Origin of the sequence: Streptomyces fulvoviolaceus (assembly GCF_000718165.1) — a bacterium.
Taxonomy (GTDB): domain Bacteria; phylum Actinomycetota; class Actinomycetes; order Streptomycetales; family Streptomycetaceae; genus Streptomyces; species Streptomyces fulvoviolaceus.
Genome location: NZ_JOEY01000179.1, coordinates 1 through 392, shown reverse-complemented (window position 1 = coordinate 392; position 392 = coordinate 1). Strand labels below are relative to the sequence as shown.

Annotated in this window: 1 protein-coding gene; it reads right to left on the bottom strand. The window is 64.8% G+C overall.

All coding sequences use genetic code 11. From position 1 onward, the window contains the following. Positions 1-2: 2 nt before the first annotated feature. The coding region (locus IG08_RS0153400; RefSeq protein WP_030622263.1) for a mannosyltransferase YkcB-related protein at positions 3-392 on the bottom strand (390 nt) is incomplete at its 5' end.

The window sequence follows — 392 nt, the reverse complement described above, 5'->3', positions numbered from 1 at the left end:
TGTCAGCTGGCGTCGGTGGTGTCGAGGCGGTAGAGGCCGGTGTAGTCGGTGACGGCGGTGCCGTTCTTCTTGACCCAGGTGGAGATTGCGGAGCTGGTGGAGTTCTGGCCGCTGTCGCTGATGACGATGTAGTGGAGTTTGCCGGACTTCACGAGGGCTTTGAGTTTGGTGAGGGTCATGGCGTTGTCGCTGCCGGACCAGCCGCCCATGGAGATCACGGGTTGGCCGGATTCGAGGATGATGGTGGAGGCGGTCTGGTCGGTGGCGACGGCGAGGAGCCAGGTGGCGCCGTCCTGGTTCTTCTTCAGGTAGGTGATCATCGCGGAGGAGACCTGGGTGCTGCCGCCTCCGCCGCCGGTGGTCTGGGTGGTGCCGGACTCCGACGAGGAGGA